The 20,715-nt window shown below is 43.5% G+C and carries 15 protein-coding genes; 8 read left to right on the top strand and 7 right to left on the bottom strand.

Annotated features, from left to right (window positions below):
• Window positions 1-126: 126 nt before the first annotated feature.
• Window positions 127-1,572, bottom strand: coding sequence for a sodium/pantothenate symporter (panF, locus tag ACVBIL_RS06935; RefSeq protein ID WP_447166248.1), 1,446 nt, complete (start codon window positions 1,570-1,572; stop codon window positions 127-129).
• Between the two features lie 487 nt (window positions 1,573-2,059).
• Window positions 2,060-3,007: a formate transporter FocA gene (focA, locus tag ACVBIL_RS06930; RefSeq protein ID WP_447166247.1), complete on the bottom strand. Its 948-nt coding sequence runs from the start codon at window positions 3,005-3,007 to the stop codon at window positions 2,060-2,062.
• A 1,141-nt stretch (window positions 3,008-4,148) separates the two neighbouring features.
• Here focA and pflB point away from each other — a divergent pair.
• Together pflB and pflA are read left to right on the top strand one after the other, a co-directional pair.
• The gene (pflB, locus tag ACVBIL_RS06925) at window positions 4,149-6,431 is read left to right on the top strand and encodes a formate C-acetyltransferase (protein WP_447166246.1); all 2,283 of its coding nucleotides are present in this window, start codon (window positions 4,149-4,151) and stop codon (window positions 6,429-6,431) included.
• A 64-nt stretch (window positions 6,432-6,495) separates the two neighbouring features.
• Window positions 6,496-7,236: a pyruvate formate lyase 1-activating protein gene (gene pflA, locus ACVBIL_RS06920; protein WP_447166245.1), complete on the top strand. Its 741-nt coding sequence runs from the start codon at window positions 6,496-6,498 to the stop codon at window positions 7,234-7,236.
• 24 nt (window positions 7,237-7,260) lie between these two features.
• Here the strand turns inward: pflA and yfbV are convergent, their stop codons facing one another.
• Window positions 7,261-7,704, bottom strand: a complete 444-nt coding sequence (gene yfbV, locus ACVBIL_RS06915; RefSeq protein WP_447166244.1) for a terminus macrodomain insulation protein YfbV — start codon at window positions 7,702-7,704, stop codon at window positions 7,261-7,263.
• Window positions 7,705-7,899: 195 nt separating this feature from the next.
• Here yfbV and ackA point away from each other — a divergent pair, with 195 nt between their 5' ends.
• The 3 genes from ackA to ACVBIL_RS06900 all read left to right on the top strand — a co-directional run bounded on the left by ackA (window position 7,900) and on the right by ACVBIL_RS06900 (window position 12,542).
• The gene (gene ackA / locus ACVBIL_RS06910) at window positions 7,900-9,096 is read left to right on the top strand and encodes an acetate kinase (protein WP_447166243.1); all 1,197 of its coding nucleotides are present in this window, start codon (window positions 7,900-7,902) and stop codon (window positions 9,094-9,096) included.
• 105 nt (window positions 9,097-9,201) lie between these two features.
• Window positions 9,202-11,349 carry a phosphate acetyltransferase gene (gene pta, locus ACVBIL_RS06905; protein ID WP_447166242.1) on the top strand — a complete coding sequence of 716 codons (2,148 nt, stop codon included), beginning with the start codon at window positions 9,202-9,204 and terminating at the stop codon, window positions 11,347-11,349.
• 734 nt (window positions 11,350-12,083) lie between these two features.
• The gene (locus tag ACVBIL_RS06900) at window positions 12,084-12,542 is read left to right on the top strand and encodes a hypothetical protein (protein WP_447166289.1); all 459 of its coding nucleotides are present in this window, start codon (window positions 12,084-12,086) and stop codon (window positions 12,540-12,542) included.
• Window positions 12,543-13,168: 626 nt separating this feature from the next.
• On the opposite strand, the gene ACVBIL_RS06895 is transcribed toward ACVBIL_RS06900, so the two are convergent.
• Both ACVBIL_RS06895 and ACVBIL_RS06890 read right to left on the bottom strand, forming a co-directional pair.
• A complete protein-coding gene (locus tag ACVBIL_RS06895; protein ID WP_447166241.1) occupies window positions 13,169-14,077 on the bottom strand; it encodes a class I SAM-dependent methyltransferase in 909 nt (302 codons plus the stop codon).
• A 67-nt stretch (window positions 14,078-14,144) separates the two neighbouring features.
• A complete protein-coding gene (locus ACVBIL_RS06890; protein ID WP_447166240.1) occupies window positions 14,145-15,218 on the bottom strand; it encodes an AI-2E family transporter in 1,074 nt (357 codons plus the stop codon).
• 89 nt (window positions 15,219-15,307) lie between these two features.
• Between ACVBIL_RS06890 and folX the strand changes: the two genes are divergently transcribed.
• Together folX and ACVBIL_RS06880 are read left to right on the top strand one after the other, a co-directional pair.
• Complete coding sequence (gene folX / locus ACVBIL_RS06885) at window positions 15,308-15,673, top strand: dihydroneopterin triphosphate 2'-epimerase (protein ID WP_447166239.1); 366 nt, start codon at window positions 15,308-15,310, stop codon at window positions 15,671-15,673.
• Between the two features lie 101 nt (window positions 15,674-15,774).
• A complete protein-coding gene (locus tag ACVBIL_RS06880) occupies window positions 15,775-16,683 on the top strand; it encodes a TIGR01777 family oxidoreductase (protein ID WP_447166238.1) in 909 nt (302 codons plus the stop codon).
• A 91-nt stretch (window positions 16,684-16,774) separates the two neighbouring features.
• On the opposite strand, the gene ACVBIL_RS06875 is transcribed toward ACVBIL_RS06880, so the two are convergent.
• Window positions 16,775-19,228 carry an ABC transporter permease gene (locus ACVBIL_RS06875; RefSeq protein WP_447166237.1) on the bottom strand — a complete coding sequence of 818 codons (2,454 nt, stop codon included), beginning with the start codon at window positions 19,226-19,228 and terminating at the stop codon, window positions 16,775-16,777.
• Window positions 19,219-19,977 (bottom strand): ABC transporter ATP-binding protein, encoded by a 759-nt coding sequence (locus tag ACVBIL_RS06870; protein WP_447166236.1) that lies wholly within the window; start codon window positions 19,975-19,977, stop codon window positions 19,219-19,221. The genes ACVBIL_RS06875 and ACVBIL_RS06870 overlap by 10 nt, the downstream gene beginning before the upstream one ends.
• On the opposite strand from ACVBIL_RS06870, the gene ACVBIL_RS06865 reads away from it, so the two are divergent.
• Window positions 19,958-20,587 carry an arylesterase gene (locus ACVBIL_RS06865; protein ID WP_447166235.1) on the top strand — a complete coding sequence of 210 codons (630 nt, stop codon included), beginning with the start codon at window positions 19,958-19,960 and terminating at the stop codon, window positions 20,585-20,587. The genes ACVBIL_RS06870 and ACVBIL_RS06865 overlap by 20 nt on opposite strands.
• Window positions 20,588-20,715 lie beyond the last annotated feature (128 nt).

Here is a 20,715-nt window from a genome sequence, read left to right as displayed (position 1 = left end):
ATTTTATTATTATATGGCGGCAAATATAAACCAATGATCAACCCTTTTCCAGCAACAGATTAACCATTAGCAGCAAAACGCTTACCCTATTGCTACTATCAAGCTACAAGCTATAGACAAGGCCGGTTAATAATCACTCTGAACAGAGCGTTTTTCGCGTGATAAGCATATTGCATGACTGATGACTAACATCAATAATGAGAATAGTAACGCGGGCACAATAGGGTGAATATTGTGTGCCAGCGGTGCCTGCAACTGCAGCGCCAGGTAACTCACTATCCCGCTGGACATTGCAACTAAAGCACTTTGACCATTCACACTAGGCCAGAATAGCCCAGCTATAATAGGCCATAGGAAAACAGCTTGCAGCGCACCGAAAGCCGCAAGGTTAATCCAAACAATCATGTCTGGTGGATTGATTGCCCAAAAACAGGCTAAACCTGTGATCAATACCATCACGACTTGAGTCAAGCGTACCTGCGCTGTTGCACTCATATTTGGCAGACTCTTAACGACCCCATCACGAACGATGCTTACCGCAGATTGCAATAACATGGAATCGACCGATGACATGACCGCAGCAATCGGCGCTGCCAATAAAATGCCCGCCCAAAATGGTGTCAGTAATTGTGCAATTAAGGTTGGCATAATCTGATCGGGAACCGAGAGATTTGGAAATAATGCACGCCCTAAAAACCCACAAAGATGCGGCAGTAATGTCATCAAGAAACAGATTAATGTGCCCCAGACCATGCCACGCTTTAATGATTTACTATCTTTGACAGCGAGTAGCCTGACAATAGTGTGGGGCAGCCCCATAGTACCAAAACAGATCAGCACCCAAAACGAGAGCATCATAGGCCAACCAAGAAAATCTCCCATCCCATGAGGGCTGAGTAACTGGGGGGACTTTGCCGTTTCTACGCTAAGCTGCGCACTGAGCTCTGGTTGTGTGAGGATCACGAGTAGTAATATTATCAGCCCTACCAACATCACTATGCCTTGCAATGCATCAGTAAGCACTACCGCCCTAAAACCACCGGTTAAAGTGTAAGCCATCACTGTGGTGACAAATATCGCTAGACCTAATTCGTAACTAATGCCTGTCACACCAGAAAGTAATCGAGCACCACCAATAAACTGCACCGAGATCATTGCGATAAAGCCGATAACTAAGCTCAGCATTGCAATGATGCTGAGCCAGTTATTTTGATAGCGCTCATCTAGCCATTCAATAATGGTGCTGTATTGTTTTCTTTGCGCCAAAAACTTAGGGCCGAGCACGCCCAAAGTGAGGATCACAACCGGAACTTGAATAAGCGCTAACCATACCCAACCTAAACCAAACTTATAGGCTGCGCCAGGCCCACCAATGAATGAACCCGCACTGGTGTATGTTGCCACTAAAGTCAGTGCTAACAATGGACCAGTAAGAAAGGCACCGCCAATAAAGAAACGCTTGGCTTTATCTTCATGCAGTGCCTGAGATTGTTTAGATTGACGCGCGCTCCATACACGGGTGACAACCAAGCTCAATGCAAGATAAATAAGCACGGGAAGCAAACTAGTCATCTTGTTTGTCAGCCATATTTGTCAGTAAAAAGCTAAGACTGATTATCAATAAAATAGGTGCTGCAATACAGGAAAACCAAAACCATAAAGGTAAACCAAACCAATTTCCCAGTTCGCTCAGCCATAAAGGGCCAAAGCACCAGAGAAAAAAATAGCTAAAGGTCAGTACTAATGAGGTTTTTGTAAGCAAGCACATAAAATTGCAGGTAGCCACGTTATGGAAGATTTAGCACGGGATTTTAATCAATATTGATAAGTGATACCAGCAACTGCTGCCAGACAGACTCAGAAACATGATAGCAAAACAAACTATCCGTAAAATTATTGCGTAAAGTCACATTTATCCCCATCTAAAAGCACGCCACAAAATTGGTCACAAAGCTGCAGGAAAGCTGCAGGAAATCTGTCAATCGCTAACGTATGGGTAAAAAAAAGCAGCTCATATAAATGAACTGCTTATTTTCGATGCTGCCACTCGCTTATCAGCTTAACTGTCAGCCTTACTCTTTGTATCAATCTGCTGTGAATTGTCTTCGGAGGAGTAGCTCTTAGCCCCGTTTTCAATCATCAAGTAGCCTAAACCGACAAACACACCACCGCCAACAATATTACCTAAGGTAACTGGGATCAGGTTATTGAAAACAAAGTTCATTACGGTCAGATCTGCATACTGTTCGCGGCTGATATTCAGCGCATCAAACCAAGCTGGATCGGCAAACTGTTGAATTGTGATCCCAAGTGGCACCATGAACATATTAGCAATACTGTGCTCGAAACCACTGCTAACAAACATAGCCACTGGCAACATAAGCAGCACAACTTTAGTCAACACATCTTTGGTTGCAAATGTCATCCACACCCCTAGACAGACCATCATGTTACACAAGATCCCTAGTACAAAGGCCTGGGTCCAACTATGGTGCAACTTATGCTGAGCGATATTGAGTGCACTTAAGCCCCAACGACCGCCATCAAGCTGATACATACCAGCCAGAGTGATCAATAGCACCATGAGCATAGCGCCAACAAAGTTACCAGCATAGACTCTAGCCCAACACTTCAGCAATGCGATATGACTCACTCTTTTTTGAGCCCACGCTACGCTGCTAAGCACGGTACTGGTAAATAGTTCGCCACCGCAAACCACAACAAGAATTAAACCTAAACTGAAAGCAAGTCCGCCAACAAACCGCGTGAGGCCCCAAGAGCCTTGGCTACCGGTAGTAACGGTAATGTAAAAAACAAAAGCGAGTGCGATGAAAGCACCGGCAAAAATAGCAAGCCCAAAAGATTGCCCTTTAGATTTAAAGACTTTATCGGCTCCATAGTTCGCCGCTTGCTGAACTAAGCTCGGCTTCACTAACGCATTGGTGTTAGATGTTTGCTGTGAACTTTGAGTCTGAGCTTCCTGACTGTTCTGCTTATTAATTGCCATTATTCCCACCTAGTATCACTACTTTTCCAAAACCGTATACGAATCGCATAAACTTTCTCCACAACACCGATAACCATCAATCGCTTACATTAAACAAGCTTAGAAATTTTTTAATAAAATCAAAGACAATTACTAAATAGACAAACCAAAAGGTAAATTGGTCTGACCAATTTAATTTTAAGACAAATAAGATAACATAGCCATAAACTAAAGGCATTAAAAACGCCTTACTAATATAGTGAAATGTGATAATTGTTTAACCTAGATCTAATTCTGACTCATTTTGTTAGCCAATGTTGCACCATTAGTCAGGCTTACGTTTCTGATTGACAGGCTCCTACCCATACAGCCTAACCGTACAAACTAGTCCCCCTCTTTACTCTTTAAAGCTAACCATCAACTAAAGCTAGACTGACTTGTTGTTATTTACAATCAAATAACTCACCGTACTCAAGGCCCAGCTAATGCTGTCAATCACACTGAAAAAATATGCGTTCATAGTAGGTTATGAGTAGGCACACCTACATCAAGGGGAGCTATGTCACCTCAGTCGCGATGTTTTAATAATGAGGGCAAGTGAATCAAGATATAGGCTGCGCATCCAAAAACGAAAAACGTCAGCAATTATTCACCTATAATTCATCTGCCTTAAGTCGTATGAGTCATACTTTGCCGCTCTAATTATCTAAGCGACTGGGCCGAATAATGACCAGCAAAAATACTGAAGTCTTAGGCTGAAAATTGAGTAGCGAAAATTGGGCCACTTTTAAGGCATATCAATCGATTAAAGCTCAGTCAAAGCGTGTACGGTTAAAAAATGCTACCTTGGTAACAGTTTTCGCATTTGCAAGCCAATTAAGACCTGATTTGGATGCAGTGCATCCAAGGTTATGCTAATATAACTATGGTTAATTGGTCTTACCAATTTGAATTCTTCAGTCAGAATAGATACTGGAGAACGAAAGACGATTAAGCCAAACAGATTACAATGAAGTGAATTCACTTCGAAAACGCGCCAAGTAACATAAGGCTATCCGCCGTTGGGGCGTTTAAGACTTAGCTATTGGTGTATCGCACGCCTCGTTTTTGAGCCTATATCGATACCCAATAACCTTTATCTAAAACAGAAGGTAATAGTACGATGACCGAAAAAACTGAACAGTTTGCAACCGCGTGGGAAGGTTTCACCGCTGGCGATTGGAAAACTGAAGTCAATGTGCGTGACTTTATTCAAGCTAACTACACTCCTTATGAAGGCGACGAGTCTTTCCTTGCTGGTGCTACTGAAGCAACAACCGAACTTTGGGACAAAGTTATGGTTGGCATTAAGGAAGAGAACCGCACTCACGCACCTGTTGATTTTGATACTTCACGTGTATCAACAATCACTTCTCACGAAGCCGGTTACATCACTAAAGATCTAGAAACAATCGTTGGTCTACAAACAGAAGCGCCTCTAAAGCGTGCTATGTTGCCAAACGGTGGTATTCGTATGGTTGAAAGTTCTTGTGCTGCATACGGTCGTGAACTAGACGCTGACGTTAAGTATGTATACTCAGAGCTACGTAAGACACACAACCAAGGTGTGTTCGACATCTACACGCCAGAAATCATGCGTTGTCGTAAGTCTGGCGTATTGACTGGTTTACCAGATGCATACGGCCGTGGTCGTATCATTGGTGATTACCGTCGTGTCGCTCTTTACGGTATCGATTTCCTAATGAAAGACAAGTTTGCCCAATTTGGCTCACTACAGTCTGATTTCGAGACTGGCGTAGACTTGTCTTACACTATGCAACTTCGTGAAGAAATTGCAGAGCAGCACAAAGCACTAGGCCAGATGAAGAAGATGGCAGCAAGCTACGGCTTCGACATCTCTTTGCCTGCAACTAACGCTAAAGAAGCTATTCAGTGGACTTACTTCGGCTACCTAGCTGCAGTTAAGAGCCAGAACGGCGCTGCGATGTCTTTAGGTCGTACTTCTAGCTTCCTAGACGTGTTCATTGAACGTGATCTTAAGAACGGCACATTGACTGAGCAACAAGCTCAAGAAATGGTTGACCATTTCGTAATGAAGCTTCGTATGGTACGTTTCCTACGTACTCCAGAATACGATGAGCTATTCTCTGGCGACCCTATCTGGGCAACAGAGTCTATCGCGGGTATGGGTCTAGACGGCCGTACACTTGTGACTAAGTCTAGCTTCCGTTTCTTGCACACTCTATACAACATGGGTCCTAGCCCAGAGCCAAACATCACGGTTCTATGGTCTGAGCAATTACCACTAAGCTTCAAGAAGTACGCGTCTAAAGTATCTATCGATACTAGCTCTATCCAGTACGAAAACGATGATCTAATGCGTCCAGATTTCGAATCTGACGATTACGCTATCGCGTGTTGTGTAAGCCCAATGGTTGTTGGTAAGCACATGCAGTTCTTCGGCGCGCGTGCAAACCTTGCCAAGACGATGCTTTACGCTATCAACGGTGGTGTTGACGAAAAACTTAACGCTCAAATCGGTCCTAAGTCTGCGCCAATCACAGACGACGTTCTAGATTTTGATGACGTTCTAGGTCGCTTAGACACTATGATGGACTGGCTTGCTACGCAGTATGTGTCTGCACTAAACGCTATCCACTTCATGCACGACAAGTACTCTTATGAAGCTGCACTAATGGCACTTCACGACAGAGACGTACGTCGTACTATGGCATGTGGTATTGCTGGTCTTTCTATCACGGCTGACTCACTATCTGCGATTAAGTACGCAACGGTTAAGCCAATCCGTGATGAAAACGGTATTGCTGTTGATTTCGACATCGAAGGCGACTATCCAAAGTTCGGTAACAACGACCCACGTGTTGATGATATCGCAACTGAATTGGTTGAGCGCTTCATGGCGAAAATCCGTAACATGAAGATGTACCGCAACGCGATCCCAACTCAGTCAATTCTAACTATTACCTCTAACGTGGTTTATGGTAAGAAGACGGGTAACACACCTGACGGTCGTCGCTCTGGTGCACCATTTGCTCCAGGTGCTAACCCAATGCATGGTCGTGATGAAAAAGGCGCTATCGCTTCTTTAACATCTGTGGCTAAACTACCATTTGCTCACGCACAAGACGGTATTTCTTACACATTCTCTATCGTTCCTAACGCGTTAGGTAAAGATGATGATACCCGTAAGACTAACCTTGCAGCACTTATGGATGGTTACTTCGCTCATAACGATACTCGTGAAGGTGGTCAACACTTAAACGTTAACGTAATGAACCGCGAAATGCTTGAAGATGCAGTGGTTAATCCAGAGAAATACCCACAGCTAACAATCCGTGTTTCTGGTTATGCTGTACGCTTTAACTCGCTAACACCAGAGCAACAGCAAGACGTTATTACCCGTACCTTTACTAAAGGTCTGTAAGTTTACTTAAGTGTCGATTGAGCTGATGCTAGCGTATGCGAGCATCAGCTAAACAGGAGTATAAATGGCAGTTATAGGTCGGATTCATTCAATTGAATCTTTTGGAACAGTTGATGGTCCCGGCATTCGGTTTATCACCTTTATGCAAGGCTGCTTAATGCGCTGCTTATACTGCCATAACCGAGACACTTGGGACTTACACGGTGGTAAAGAAATGAAAGTCGATGACTTAATGAGTCAAATCATTAGTTATCGACCTTTTCTTGAAGCCAGTGGCGGTGGTGTGACCGCAAGCGGCGGAGAAGCAATTTTACAAGCTGATTTCGTTACAGAGCTTTTCAAAGCGTGTAAACAAGAAGGTATTCATACTTGTCTTGATACTAACGGCTTTGTTCGTAAACACACACCCATTATTGATGAACTTCTCGATAACACAGATTTGGTGATGCTAGATATTAAACAGATTGATGATGCCAAGCATATCGATCTAACCAATGTCAGCAACCAGCGCACGCTACAGTTTGCAGAATATTTGCATAAGCGTGGGCAAACAACATGGATTCGCTATGTGGTTGTTGGTGGCTATACCGACGATATTCCATCAGCTCAAGCGTTAGCTGAGTTTATTAAGCCTATGACTAATGTGGAAAAGGTTGAGTTACTCCCTTATCACGAGTTAGGCAAACATAAATGGGAAGCCATGGGAGAGAAATATGAGCTTAATAATATTTCCCCACCAAGCACTGAGACTATGGAACAGATTAAGAAAGTCTTTACTGATATGGGAATAAAAGCGGTTTATTAACCGCGTAATACAGCGCTAGCCAAACTAGAGCTCTTCCCAGTAACTGGCATCTAAGCGTTCGAACGCCGCTTTTAATATGAGCGCCATATCGAAGTAGCATGCTTTAGCGCCAAGCGGCCGACAATTAACGCCCATTTGCATTAATTTAGTCGAGAGCTGATTACCCCAGTCAAGTAGAGATAAAGGTAGAGGATGGCGAGAACGCCAACCGAGCCAAAGTAAGCCCTGAATGGGCAAACTGATAAAGAATAATGCGATGGTTATCGCTTGGGGCAGATAGCTCCAACCGTGCAAGTACAACTGACTCGCTGCAGCCAATAAAGCCAACACAGGCATTAACGGTAACGCCAGTTTAGTCGCTCGCATAACGCGATACTCAGGAAAGTAAAAACTGAGTTGTCGAACCATAGGCCAAGTCTTCATATAACGATGACCTTCACCTAATGTTTTGAGAACTTGAATGCTCAACGATGGCACCTATAAATAAAATTAACAGCCTAACTTTAGCATAAACACTCGGCCTGCCCCAAGGGCTACAGCAGAGTAATACACAATTTTGCTCTTTTAAAGAGCATACTTTACGACTTCGGCTATAGTTGCCATATGAAGTTTTGTTATTAGGTGAGCCAAACGGCTTCACCCTTTATTGCGAAAGGTTTAAACATGTCAAACAAACTAGTATTGGTGCTTAACTGTGGTAGTTCATCGCTAAAGTTTGCAGTAATTGATGCGATTTCTGGCGACGACCAAATTTCAGGTCTAGCAGAATGTTTTGGTCTTGAAGATTCAAGAATCAAATGGAAAGTTAACGGTCAGAAAAGTGAAGCGAGCCTAGGTGCTTTCACTGCTCACAGAGAAGCTGTTGAATACATTGTTAACGACATTCTAGGTGCTCACCCAGAAATCGCTGCAGAGATCCAAGCAATTGGTCACCGTGTTGTTCACGGTGGTGAGAAATTCACTCACTCAGTCATTATCGACGAATCTGTAGTTCAAGGTATCGAAGACTGTGCGACTTTAGCACCGCTTCACAACCCTGCTCACCTTATCGGTATTCGTGCAGCACAAGCATCATTCCCAGCGCTTCCACAAGTTGCTGTATTTGATACTGCGTTTCACCAAACTATGCCTGAAAAAGCATATGTATATGCACTTCCATACAAGCTATACCGTGAAAACGCGATCCGTCGCTATGGCATGCACGGTACTAGCCACCTATTCATCAGCCGTGAAGCGGCTAAAGCATTAGGTAAAGATGAAGCTGACACAAACATCATTTGTGCTCACTTAGGTAACGGCGCATCAGTTACTGCTATCAAAGGCGGCAAGAGCGTTGACACTTCTATGGGTCTTACTCCACTAGAAGGTTTGGTAATGGGTACACGTTGTGGTGACGTAGATCCATCAGTTATCTTCCACCTAGTTAATCGTCTAGGTTACACACTAGACGAAGTTGAGTCTGTACTTAACAAGCAAAGTGGTCTGCTAGGTATTTCTGAACTGACTAACGATTGCCGTGGCATCGAGGAAGGTTTTGAGAAAGGTCATAAAGGCGCAACGCTAGCACTAGAGATCTTCTGCTACCGTCTAGCTAAGTACATCGCTTCTTACACAGTGCCACTAGAGCGTCTAGACGCAGTAGTGTTCACTGGTGGTATCGGTGAAAACTCTGATCTTATCCGTGAAAAAGTACTGAACTCATTAGCTATTTTCAACTTCAACGTTGATAAAGAGCGTAACGCTGCAGCTCGCTTTGGTAACGGTGGCAAGATCACGACCGACGAAGGTACTGTTGCTATGGTTATTCCTACTAATGAAGAGTGGGTTATTGCGCAAGACGCAATCACACTAATCAAGTAACTAAAAGCACAAAAAATGCAGCTAATACCAAGTATTAGCTGCTGTTAGCGCAGTATAGATTTAAGTCATACTTTGTATGACATCACCGTGTTTTAAGAGGTCAATATGTCTCGTAACATTATGCTCATTCCAGTGGGTACAGGCGTGGGTTTAACTTCCATTAGCCTAGGTATGGTTCGCGCACTAGAACGTCACGGCGTTAAAGTACGCTTTTTCAAGCCAATCGCCCAGCAACGTCCAAATGACAAAGGTCCAGAGCGCTCAACGACTATTTTGAGCAAGTCTCCAACCGTTAATCCGCTCGAGCCATTCGAGATGGAGCATGCAGAAAAACTAATTCGTGCAGACCAAACTGACGTGTTGATGGAGCAAATCATTGCTCGTGCAACAGAATGTGCTGATGATACTGAAACATTGATCGTTGAAGGTTTAGTCCAAACTCGTAATCATCCTTTCTCTAGCGATGTTAACCATGCAATCGCTAAAGCACTTGATGCTGACATTATTTTTGTTGCCACTCCTGGTAGCGAAAGCGCGACAGCATTAATGAACCGCCTAGAGATTTCACATAACTCTTGGGGTGGCAGTGAAAACAAGCGTTTAATCGGTGCTATCGTCAACAAAATTGGCGCACCGGTTGATGACGAAGGCCGTGCACGTCCAGATCTATCAGAAGTTTTTGATCACGACGAAATGCCGCGTCCAGATGCAGCAAGCATGTTCCAACTTCCAGGTAAGAGTCCACTACGTATTTTAGGTAGCGTACCTTACAACTTAGATCTTGTTGCACCACGTGCATCAGATCTGGCTAAGCACTTAAGCGCTAAAATCATTAACGCTGGTGAAATGAACACTCGCCGTATGCGTAAAGTGACTTTCTGTGCTCGCAGCATCCCTAATATGGTTTCTCATATTAAAACTGATTCACTATTAGTGACTTCAGGCGACCGCAGTGACGTTATCGTATCGGCTTGTCTAGCTTCAATGAACGGCGTAAAAGTCGGTGCCTTGTTGCTAACAGGCGGTTATGAGCCTGAGCCACAGATCATGGAGCTTTGTGAACAAGCTTTCGAAACTGGCCTGCCAGTCTTCTTAATCGATACTAACACTTGGCAAACCGCGCTAAACATTCAGCGTTTTGATCATGAAGTGCCTGTTGATGACGCTGTACGTATTGAACAAGTTCAAGAGTACGTCGCAAGCCACATCGACCAAAACTGGGTTGAGAGCATCACTAAGAATTCACCACGTGAGCACCGTTTATCGCCACCTGCATTCCGTTACAAGTTAACTGAACTTGCTCGTGCTGCGCGTAAGACCGTTGTTCTGCCTGAGGGTGATGAGCCAAGAACTATCGAAGCCGCTGCAATTTGTGCTGAACGTGGTATTGCTCGCTGTGTTCTTTTAGGTAACCGCGAAGAGATTGAACGCATCGCCACTCAGCATGGCGTTGTATTAGGTGATGGCGTAGAAATCGTTGATCCTGAAACATCTCGTGACCGCTACGTTGAAGCAATGCTTGAACTACGTCGTGGTAAGGGTCTAACTGAAGTTGTTGCTAAAGAGCAACTACAAGACAACATGGTACTAGGTACTATGATGCTTGCTCAAGGCGAAGTAGACGGTATCGTATCGGGTGCGGTTAACACGACAGCTAACACGATTCGTCCACCACTACAGTTAATTAAGACTGCACCAGGTTCAAGCCTTGTATCATCTATCTTCTTTATGTTGATGCCTGATCAAGTTTACATCTACGGTGACTGCGCGATTAACCCAGATCCAACTGCTGAGCAGTTAGCTGATATCGCGATTCAATCAGCAGAATCTGCAATTGCATTTGGTATCGAGCCACGCGTTGCAATGATCAGTTACTCTACTGGTAGTTCAGGTACGGGTTCTGATGTTGATAAAGTACGTGAGGCGACTCGTATTGCTCAAGAGAAGCGTCCTGATCTAATCATTGACGGTCCACTACAGTACGACGCGGCAGTAATGCCAAACGTTGCTCGCTCTAAAGCGCCTAACAGCCCTGTTGCTGGTCAAGCGACTGTATTTGTATTCCCAGATCTAAACACGGGTAACACAACATACAAAGCGGTACAACGTAGTGCGGATTTGATCTCTATTGGCCCAATGCTGCAAGGCATGCGTAAGCCAGTAAACGATCTATCTCGTGGCGCATTAGTTGACGATATCGTTTATACGATTGCATTAACGGCAATCCAAGCGGCTCAGAACGAGCAAGCTTAATTAGCTAGTCGTCTAGCCAATACTATGAAAAAGCCTGCGTTAGCAGGCTTTTTTGTGTCTAACTAGTTAATCAATTTAAATACAATATACTTTAAAATCAACATTTAAACAGAGTCATTACTGCATGTTTCTCTGCTTCTAGTCTGTTTGTTTGAGCCTTCGCCATTAACATCTAATTGAACAGTTGTGAGAACGGCTATCACTAAGTATTTGCAGCGATATATGTCGACCGTCAGCCTTTAAGTGCACCTACAGCATATGACACCTGCCTCAGGATAAGGCACTTTAACTGCATAGCACTTAACTTTGCATCAACGCCAATTCCCAAAATGACATCGTGGCCCATTGCGAGGCCGATTAAAAGGGGATGGGTCCATTCCATTATCCATGCTTCTCGTTATTCTGATATGTACAAAAAACACTCTAGAGATCGCAAATACTGATAATGAGTTAGTTATGCTTGAAGATTATAGACAAGAAAATGGAGACACAGAGAAATGAATCAAAAAATAACCAGTGCTTTTAGCTTTTAAATATTAATGACTTAAGCTAGTTAAAAATAGTCATCAACACACTTACCCACAGATTCTGTGGATAACCTTTATAAGTGATCTATACAGATATGCCTTAGATCTTTATCTAGGTCAAGCTTTTCGGACGATCCTTTATGAATTTCTTGCGTTGATGGGTAATAATCGTAATACTGCAGTAAATCCATCGTCACTTATATCATGATTAAACCGTTACTTTTTGCAGCAATTTTAGGGCTTGTAGCATGCAGCCCCTCAGAGCAACACAGCGATGATGCTAGTGCTTCTGCCAATCAATCCCTTAGAACACCTGAATTAACCTCTCTAGGCTTCTTAAGTGCGGTTTACATCGACAGAAATGTGGATAAAGCCAAATTTTTTGTTGATGACTCACTTAAAGAGATCTTAAGCCACTACTATATTGCCGCTTCAGTACAGCGTAATATGTTGAACCTATCGATGACCGAGGTTGAGCTTGAGGTCGATGAGGTCGACATCGATTTCTTTCGTAAATTCACCGATGACGTGACTGTAATTGTCAAAATTAAAGGCCTACGTGGCGGCCAAAGTTGGATTGATGATCGCACGCTTCGGTTACACAAGCGTCAAGGAAACTGGATTATAGTAGAAATCATGCCAGAGAAACGGCAAGTGAATGGTTAATAGCAATCGGTATAACTCTTCAATGATGCTTTCAAACACACAACAAAAAATAGCAACCTAGTGGTTGCTATTTTATCTTTAAAGCTCAGCTATTCGCTGGCTTTAGGATATTATCCTTAATCTAAAAACGCTTCTTCATCCATTTCAACGGGTAGAGACTCTAACATCTCATCTTGTAGTTGATAATATGCGCCTTCGTATTCCTGAATTTCCATAACGACTCCGGATCTCTGATTAAGGTGTAGGGTACAAAGGCATGACATCAAAAATGTGTCATTTTGCCCTTTTTTAAAAACATGCCAATTATGCATTGCTTCTAATGGCGAGTATAACAGCTTCAGTCCTGCACTTACAGAAAACTTTCAGAATCAGAGCTGGTAAATAGCTAAAAACGGCGTAATCGCTTCAAAATATAGCCAAACACGTCAGTCAAGATGAAAGACTTTCAGTTTTTCATTCAAGAATCAGCTTAGCAGCGATTTTTATACGTCTAAAAAATATACCGCACAGTCTTTTCGCTTCACCTGTAAACTTCAAGCTGAAGCTTGATCTTAAACGTGAAAGCATAAAAAAGGCCAAACATAATGTTCAGCCTTTAAGCTCCAAGCCTACAAATAGTCTACAGACTAACTTTTTTGATAACGTAGCACTTTAAGCGCTTTGTTAGGGTCAATATCTTCAAATACAGTAGGGTTTTCAAGCTGCTCACAAAAAACGAGACTTGGGCTGTACTCGTTAACCTGCTCCATTAAAAACTCAATACTCAGCTCTGGTGCATTTAAACACAGTAGCATGTCACCGTCATCGGTTAACAATTCAGGTAAACGTTTTAGCAAGCGCGCATAATCTTTAGTGGCCACAAAACTGCCCTTTTGATTACTTGGCGGATCGGCAATGATCACCTCATAAGGCCCTAGTTTAGTGAGCTTACCCCATGACTTAAAAATATCATGCCCAAGAAAACGAGCTCCAGATTTAAAATCATTGAGCAGATGATTTTGCTTACCAATCGAAAGCGCACCTTTGCTCATATCGATGTTAACCACTTCGTCTGCCTTACCTTGAAGCGCTGCGACAGAAAAGCCACAGGTATAAGCAAATAGGTTTAATACCTTTTTGTGAGCACTATGTTCACGAACCCACTGGCGACCATTGGCCATATCGAGAAACAGACCGTGATTTTGGCCTCGCATTAGGTGCACTTGAAAATGAGCACCGTTTTCAGTCACTATGTGTTTTTCAGGTACTTCACCTTTAATGATTTCTGTATGAGTTTCTCCACCACGACGATACTGGAACACTAAATTTAGAGGCTCATCACCTTTAAGCTCAAACCAACGCTGCTCTATCGCTACCGTTAATCGTTCAAGCTCGTCATCTTCTAGCACTTTAAAACTGGTTAACAACAACACAGGAGAGAACCAATCTAAACAAAGGTGCTCTGCGCCTTTAAAACGCCCCCCACGACCATGAAATAGTCGACTCACGTCCTCAGACAGTTCAACTTGCTTTACTGCTTCAATAAATAACTGCATCAAACTCACTTTTCACTATTTTCTAACTGATTATTTTTTAACGGATGACTTTCTAACTGTTCACTTTTTAACGAGTGACTTCGGGATCTTTTGCCTCTTGTAGCTGTGCTTCTGAGATATCATCGCCCAGTAACACCGCTAGCCAGCGGCCGCCAGAGCTCGACTCTAAAGCAATTTTTACAATCATGGTCAGTGGCACCGACAATAACATGCCCACAGAGCCCAATAACCAGCCCCAGAAGATCAATGATAAAAATACCACTAACGTCGATAAACCTAAGCCCTTGCCCATATATCGTGGCTCAACGGCATTGCCCATAACCGTATTTGTACCCAAGTACAATAACGCCACGCCACCAGCTGCTCCTGGGCCTAATTGAATGAATGCCAATAGTACTGATGGGATTGCCGCTATGATTGATCCGATATTAGGAATGTAGTTAAACAAAAACGCTATCACCCCCCACAGCAACGCATAGTCAACGCCGATAAAGTAAAGCCCTACACCGATAATAAGGCCGGTAGCTAAACTTACTAACGTTTTAATCACCATGTATTGATTAACTGAATGTAAGAAACGGTCGACCTGCTTTAAACGCATATCAGGATCGTCCAGCGCCAAATGCATCTTGGTCGAAAACCCATTCGACTCAAACAACATGAACACGACAGTCAAAATAATGAGGAACAAGTTTGCCATCACACTGCCCACGCCTGACAACATATTAGTGGTCATAGACAGTGCCACACCCGGATCGAAATATGCCAAGATCTGCTCTTTGGAAATATGAATATTAAATGAGGCAAGCTTCTCTACGATCCAGGAGAAATGACCTATCAGCTGATCGCGATAAAACGGCAGTTGTTTAGAGAATTCATTAATCGAGGTACCTACAACTGATGCGAGCCACAGCCCCATCAATACAATAAACACCATCAGCAACAGCACAGCTAAACCACGTGGTGTACGGTGACGTGTCATCCAACTGATCATCGGATTACAGATCACAGCAATAAACACTGATAGTACAAAAGGCACTACAATCGGGCTGGCAGCTTTAATGCCTGCTAAAATAACAACGATAAACGCTGAAATAGCAAAGCCCTTAAAAGCCACGCCTTGATTCTCAAATCGGGTCATTACAATAAAATCCTTCTTGATTCACTATAATATTGATAGGGTTATATAAACTGCTTCTTACAAAAACTACAACAGGGACATCGTTATTTATGAAACCAGAAATCGCCGTGATCCGTATAAAGAACCTAAGATTACGTACCTTTATTGGTATTAAAGAAGACGAAATACAAAATAAGCAAGATATCACCATTAACGTTGTTATTCACTACTGCGCAGATAGAGCAAGAAACAGTGATAATATGGACGATGCCTTGAATTATCGCACGATTACAAAAAAGATCATCGCTTTAGTTGAAAACAACCGCTTTTCTCTACTGGAAAACCTCACTAGCCAAGTATTAGATATTGCCAGTGAGCACCCGTGGGTTGACTTTGCTAAAGTCGAGATCGACAAACCGCATGCTTTACGCTTCGCAGATTCTGTATCACTAGAGTTGTGCTATCAAAAACAATAGATCTAACGTTAACGCTCTAGCGTACTGATATCTAACAGACTAAATGTCATGTTGTTAATTAACATAAACCGTCACTAAATTGAGAATATCTATTTGAGCCTATGAATATATTAATGACTGGCGCCAGTGGATTTATCGGTACGCAACTGGTTAACGCCCTAGCCCCTCAACACCAATTAAGCCTACTTAGTCGTGATCCGCAGCGCTCAGCCATTAAGCTAGGCGCTCAACATCACTACTTATCTTCACTCAATGAACTCGACAACCTAAATCAATTCGATGCAGTGATAAATCTTGCGGGAGAGCCCATCGCTACAAAGCGCTGGAGTGGCCTACAAAAGCTGGCTATCTGTAACAGTCGGTGGACGATCACCGAACAGCTCTCCTCATTGATAGAAAAAAGTAGCACGCCTCCTCACACCTTCATAAGTGGCTCTGCAGTGGGGTATTACGGTAATCAAGATCAAAATGTAGTCGATGAAAACTATCAAGCGAGTAGCCACAACTTAGCCGAGTTTACACATCAAGTTTGTCAACGTTGGGAAGATGGCGCATTAAAGGCACAAAGCGATAAAACTCGCGTTTGTATCGTCCGTATTGGACTGGTACTCGGTAGTGCCGGCGGTGCATTAGCCAAGATGTTACCCGCATTTAAACTGGGGCTTGGCGGCCCAATTGCTGATGGGAAGCAAGGTATGAGCTGGATCCATCAGGCAGATCTTGTTCAACTTTTTGTTCACTTACTCCAAAATCCTAATTGTGAAGGTGTTTATAATGGTTGCGCGCCGACTCCCGTGAGCAACAGAGTCTTTACCAAAACACTTGCTCATGTATTAAAACGGCCCGCCTTTATTCCAGTTCCAGCCTTTGCGTTAAGAGTTGCTCTCGGTGAGATGTCCAGCCTATTAATAGAAGGCCAGTACGTCATGCCTAAGCGTACATTGGATTCGGGATTTAGTTTCCACTACCCTAAACTCGAATTTGCACTCAAACAGCTGCTTAATAAATAACCACGCCGTAAATAAAAGCTCATAACACTCATAATACAAAGAGAAAGAGATAGCCTTAGCTATCCCTTTCTATTATCCAATAGCCTTCATCTTAGTGTGCTTTAAGTAACTCACCACATGACTTGCTCAATAATTGCCTACAACGCCATATCCCCAACAGCGCAACAACTAAGCCACCACATAAAGGCGCTATTCCCCACCAAGGCCAGTGCATATACACATTAAGATCAAAGACCTGTGTTTTTAATAAATACAGAGTGAACTCGGCAACGATCACCGCCAGTACCCCCGCTATGGTGCCAAGCAGCGCAAACTCTAAGCCCGTTGCGGCGCGCAGCAACCATCCTGATGCGCCAAAGGTACGCAGTACAGCAAGCTCTCTTTGTCTGGTCGCCATCCCCGCTTCTGTTTGCGCAATCATGACCAATGCACTAGCAAGCAACACCAAAATTAATACTAATGTCAGTGATAAGGAAACTTGGTCAATGATCTGCCTCAACTGACTTACCATAGCGCCAACATCAATAATAGACACGGTCGGAAACTGCTTAATCAAATCTAGAATAAGCCCATGTTGAGCCTCATCTAAGTGAAAACTCGACATAGACGTATATGCAAATGGTGCTAACGCTTCTTTAGTAAAAATCATAAAGAAATTAGGCTGAAGCGTTTCCCAGTGCACCGCGCGAATACTCGCAATATTGACCGTAAGCAACTGGTTATCAATGGTGTAAGTTAAGCTATCACCTATCGACACCCCCAAGCGTTCGGCGACACCAGACTCTACCGATACATCGAATTTACCTTGGTTAAATGCCCCTTCTAAAATCTCATTATTCGGCGGCATGCTATCTCTATAGGTAAGATTAAGCTCACGAGAGATCCCGACTCGTCCCTCTACACCGTCTTGTTGTTGTGCATTTGAGATCAGGGTTTCACCGTTTATTTCTGTCAATCGTCCACGAACCACGGGGTAGATAATCGGTGCAGCCTTAAGATGAGGCGCTAAAAAGTCGCTAATAGTTGGTGTCTCTTCAGGCGCAATATTCACTAGAAAATAGTTTGGCGAGTTTTCTGGAAGTTGCTTTTGCCACTCTTGCAACAAGTCTTGCCTAAGCGCCAAAATAGTCAACAGCAACACCAGTGCACTACTAAATCCAACAAGCTGAACTGCATTTTGCTTGGCTCGACGTCTCAGCCCCGCCAATGCTAATTGCAGTGGATTAGTCGTTTTCATTCCAACGCTGTGACCCAAGCGGATCATGAAAAAGCCCAATATACTCAGTAAGGTACCCAGTAGTAGCACTGCCGCAACCACAGTTAAGGTTAAGACTAGACTTTGCGAATAGAGATACCCTAGTAAGGCCATAGCACTCAGACTCAACATAAGATGTAGCCACATTCCCAGCTGTAATCCTTCTAGCTGGCGTTGTAACACCCTTAAAGGTGGGATGGCCAATAAACGCATCAACGGATAGGCCGAGAACATAAAGGCGCTAATAAAGCCCGTGCCTATCCCCAACATAATTGGCCTGCCGATTGGTGGCGTATAAGCAGCAATCTCTGCCGGTAAAAATGCGGTAATGCCTCTATCTAAGATAAAACCACCGAGTAAACCAAGCAGCACACCGACGGCGGTGACTAACAACAGATGAGTACCAAAAAGAACACGAATTTGTTTTGCTGAGGCACCAAAGGTTTTTAGCATGGCCACCACATCATAATGGCGCTGACAATAACGCTGCGCTGCGATACCTATCGCGGCGCAGGCTAATGCGATACCAAGTAGGCTAGCTAATAACAAGAACCGCTCGGCACGCTTAACAGCTTCTGCAATCGGCGAGTCACCTGACTGCACATCAACCCAACGTTGGCTCGTATTTAGCAGCGGTTTTACCTGTTGTTCAAATGCCGCTAATTGCCCTGAGTCACCCGTAAATTGGTAACGATAAGTCACTCGGCTACCAGGCTGAATAACCCCAGTTTGTGCCACATCCTCAATCCGCATCAACACCACAGGAGACGATGCAAACGGATTGAACCCAGCATCAGGTAAACGAATAATTTCGTTCGATAAGGTAAAATTAGCGTTACCTAACTCTATCTCTTCTGGGTAGCCTAAAAGCCCACCTAAACGTGTTTCAAACCAAATACTATTGGCTTGTGGTAAACCTTGGGCTTTACCTGTATTTAGCTCAATATCGCCTTTGAGCGGATAACCTTGCTCGACCGCTCTGACGGTCACTAATTGAAACGCATCACCGGCATACACCATTGAATTAAACTGCATACTGCCGACTCGGGATAAGCCAATATCATCAGCAAGTTGAAGTATCTTCGGATCAATTTTGTCAGGCGAGTCAATAATACGGTCCGCGGCAATAAACTTAGACGCTTGGCCGTTAATGGCTAACTGCAAGCGCTCACTCACACTCGCAAGTCCCGTAACCGATAATACGGCTAAGGTTATCGCTAAAATAATCAGCAATAATTGCCCCTGAGACAACTCCCTCTTAAACAATCGCCAAGCTAGACTTAACTCCATGCGCTTGCCTCTTGTGCTCCATTGTTACCGCTTAGCGAATTTTCAGTGGTTTCGTTAGCCGACTCTGCAGTCAACTTTTCTGCTAAACAACCAGAATCCATAATGAATTGGCGTTGGCAGCGACTCGCAAGCTGCATATCGTGAGTCACAAGCACCAAAGTCGTGTCACTTTCGCGGTTAAGCTCAAACAGCATGTCGGCGATTTTATCGCTATTCGCCGAATCTAAATTCCCTGTGGGTTCATCAGCAAACAACACCTTAGGCTCACAAATAAAAGCTCTAGCAATGGCAACTCGTTGCTGTTCACCGCCGGAGAGTTGATTCGGAAAATGAGTCAAACGGTGGCTCAACCCGACTCGTTCTAACATGGCTTGCGCTTTCTCTTTAGCTTTACTGACTCCAGCAAGCTCAGCTGGCAACATAACGTTTTCAAGTGCATTTAGGGTGTCAACCAACATAAAAGATTGGAAAATGAAGCTGACTTTTTGCTTACGCAGTGCCGCTTTCGCTTCTTCGTTTAAGTTTTCCAATGCAACACCATCAAGCTGTATAGAACCACTACTTGGTGAGTCTAATGCGGCTAGTAATCCTAATAACGTCGATTTACCTGAACCTGATGGCCCAAGGATCGCCACACTCTCTCCTTGCTTGACATCCATATTAATGCCGTTGAGGATAGTCAGTTCTCCCTCTTGAGTATTAACAGATTTAACTAGGTGGCTTACGGTTATGGCGCTATTTTCAGACATAGGATCCTTCTTCGACGTTAAAAACCGCGTTAGCGGTTTGGTCTTATTATTGGTTTTCAGTAGTTTTCCACTGAGTGCTACCCCTATATTAATCCTAGGTGATAGCCTAAGTGCAAGTTATGGTATGCCGGAAAACGAGGGGTGGGTACAATTATTACGTGTAAAAATGCCTGAGCACACCATTATAAATGGCTCTGTTAGCGGCGAAACGTCAGCCGGTGGTTTACGTAGACTCCCCGCACTGCTTGAGTCTGCCCAACCTGAAATCTTATTAATTGAGCTGGGTGGTAACGATGGATTACGTGGTTTTCCACCTAAACAATTGAAAAATAATCTTACAAAAATTATTGAGCTCGCAAAGGCCCAAGATATCAAAATCTTACTCAGCGAAATAATGGTGCCTCCCAATTATGGCCCTAGGTACGCGTCACAAATTAGTAAGATTTATAAAGAGCTAGCCACAGAACACCAAGTTACGCTGATGCCATTTTTTATGGAGCAGATCGTTACAGATCAATCGCTGATGCAAAGAGACGGCATTCACCCAAATCAAAAAGCACAACCTAGCATCGCAGACTTTATGTTGCCATGGTTTGAACAGGCTTTATAATCCCCCTTAAATCATTGTACCAATAGTTTAATTTTTAAACCCTGATGTACAAATTTATGCCTTAATCAAGCTGACGCATACAAAATAAAGTCAGCCATAAGCAATGCTTACTCAGGGAAGCTTAATGG

Source organism: Shewanella sp. 125m-7 (genome assembly GCF_052977045.1).
Note: the sequence above shows the minus strand (reverse complement) of the source record. Positions and strands in the feature narration are given on the sequence as shown.